The 1,507-nt window shown below is 40.6% G+C and carries 2 protein-coding genes; both read left to right on the top strand.

Annotated features, from left to right (window positions below; translation table 11 throughout):
- Positions 1-972: methyltransferase domain-containing protein (locus F6K13_RS32705; protein WP_287289861.1), on the top strand; the 972-nt coding region annotated here is incomplete at its 5' end.
- Positions 973-1,230: 258 nt separating this feature from the next.
- Positions 1,231-1,507 (top strand): hypothetical protein (locus tag F6K13_RS32700; protein ID WP_287289860.1); only part of this gene is annotated, 277 nt, incomplete at its 3' end.

The raw sequence follows: 1,507 nt of genomic DNA, 5'->3' as shown, positions 1-1,507 counted from the left end.
GAAGAACTGCCAAGTTTAGGTTTAGAGTTTGACTATATTAATTGTGATGAAGTTCTGTATTTATTGCCAGATATAGTTGCAGGTTTACAGGGAATGAAATCTGTTTTAAAACCTGATGGAATTATTAGAACAAATCTCCATAGTTCCCTCCAACGCCATAACTATTTTAAGGTGCAAGAAGTTTTTCAAATGATGGGATTAATGAATGAAAATCCTGGAGAAATGGAAATGGAACTAGCACGAGAAACTTTGGATGCTTTGAAAGATTCAATTACTCTTAAACGGCAAGTTTGGAAGCCGGAAAGGGCAAAAAATGAAGAATGGATACTGAGTAATTATTTATTACTGGGAGATAAAGGTTATACTATCCCGGAAATTTTTGCTGCTTTAAAAAGTGCGGATTTAGAATTTATTAGTATGGTGAAATGGCGACAGTGGGAAATTTTAGATTTGTTTAAAAGTGAGGATGAATTGCCAGCTTTTCTGGGAATGAGTTTACCAGAAATTTCTGTTGAGGAACGACTGCATTTATTTGAACTTTTACAACCGATGCACCGCTTGTTGGACTTTTGGTGTGGTCATCCCCAAAAAGGTCAATCTTTTGTGCCAGTTTCTGAATGGACTGACTCTGATTGGCAAAAGGCCAAGGTACATCTTCATCCTCAGTTACGAAATTCTCAAGCTAGGGAGGATTTAATTAACTGTATCAATAACCATCAACCTTTCGAGATTAGCAGTTATGTGAAGTTGCCCACTTTAAAACCTATCCATATAGATAGTAGTATTGCTGTTTGTCTGCTGCCTCTGTGGGATGGGGTTTGTACTGTTGAATCTTTGGTAGAACGGTTGGTCAAGATTAGACCATTAGACCCGATTACTTTAGAAGCGGTGAGCAAGGATAGGTGTTGGGAGGAGGTTAAGGAATTATTGGATACTTTAGATCCATTTCTTTATGTACTTTTGGAACGTTAGTAGTAGCTTGTCTAGCTTTAAAATGTGGGTAAATTTGAGTCAATGAAGACCTCTCCCCCGACCCCTCTCCTGCAAGGAGAGGGGGGAAGTCTTCTCCCCCTTCCCTGGTAGGGAAGGGGGTTGGGGGGTTAGGTTTTTTTACCCACAATTTTAGTCTAGATATCTACTACTACGAGCCTAATTAGATCCAGTAGGGTGCGTTAGACTGCATTAATCACTCACAATGAAAGGTATTGAACAATCCGTCGTAACGCACCATTGAGCTTCAAAACTATTGGCAAGATTATCATTTTCTTTGTGGGTTTAATACCCCACCGTCTACACGGTGTTCAAAATTACATGGGGATTCTCACCCCAAGTAATTTTGAACACACTGAAGTTGTTATGCCTCCATCGCCCCTTTCCGTACAAGTACTTTTCGTCGGTGGTGTAGACGAGGTTGAGACAACTCCTACCTACGGCAATCCTGCCGGCAAAGCCGTTGCTAAAGAATGGCATGATTTCATCGGCTTCACTCCAGACAACAGCGGCGACG

Origin of the sequence: Okeania sp. SIO2B9 (genome assembly GCF_010672505.1) — a bacterium.
Taxonomy (GTDB): Bacteria; Cyanobacteriota; Cyanobacteriia; order Cyanobacteriales; family Microcoleaceae; genus Okeania; species Okeania hirsuta.
The sequence above is the reverse complement of the archived record's forward strand: the minus strand, read 5'-3'. Positions and strand labels throughout refer to the sequence as shown.